Source organism: Paraburkholderia franconis, from assembly GCF_009362735.1.
Classification (GTDB): domain Bacteria; phylum Pseudomonadota; class Gammaproteobacteria; order Burkholderiales; family Burkholderiaceae; genus Paraburkholderia; species Paraburkholderia franconis.
Genome location: NZ_WHNP01000251.1, coordinates 1 through 708, shown reverse-complemented (window position 1 = coordinate 708; position 708 = coordinate 1). Strand labels below are relative to the sequence as shown.

1 protein-coding gene and 1 pseudogene are annotated in these 708 nt (G+C 62.3%); both read right to left on the bottom strand.

What is annotated here, in order from left to right; translation table 11 throughout:
* Nucleotides 1-120 (bottom strand): annotated as a pseudogene (locus GCT13_RS51695) (electron transfer flavoprotein subunit alpha/FixB family protein); the annotation flags it as partial.
* 35 nt (nt 121-155) lie between these two features.
* The coding region (locus GCT13_RS51690) for an electron transfer flavoprotein subunit beta/FixA family protein (protein ID WP_152768466.1) at nt 156-708 on the bottom strand (553 nt) is incomplete at its 5' end.

Sequence of the window (708 nt, the reverse complement as noted above, 5' to 3'; positions counted from 1 at the left end):
GTTGTGACCCGCGACCAGCACATGAATGTCGCCGCCGATCTTCTGTGCGGCGGCCACCGTGTTCAGCGTCGCGGCCTTGATCGACGCGTTGTCGTGTTCAGCAATTACCAGAATCGTCATTTCATTCGTCTCCGCTTTCCGTAAATTCGCGTCGATCAAAGCACCTTGGCTTCGGTCTTCAGCTTCTCGACCAGCGTCTTCACGTCCGGCACCTTGACACCAGCGGAGCGCTTGGGCGGCTCGCTGACTTTCAGCGTCTTCAGGCGCGGCGTCACATCGACGCCCAGCTCTTCGGGCTTCACGGTTTCGAGCGGCTTCTTCTTCGCCTTCATGATGTTGGGCAGCGTCACATAGCGCGGCTCATTCAGGCGCAGATCCGTCGTCACGACAGCGGGGAGCGTGAGAGACAGCGTTTCCGCACCACCATCGACTTCACGCGACACCGTCGCCTTGCCGTCAGCCACGACGACCTTTGATGCGAACGTCGCCTGCGGCAGGCCCGCCAGCGCGGCGAGCATCTGGCCCGTCTGGTTCGAATCGTCGTCGATGGCCTGCTTGCCGAGGATCACCAGCGAAGGCTGCTCCTTGTCGACCAGCGCCTTCAGCAGCTTGGCGACAGCCAGCGGCTGCAGGTCTTCATTCGATTCGATCAGGATCGCGCGATCCGCGCCGATCGCCAGCGCCGTGCGCAGCGTTTCCTGGCACTGC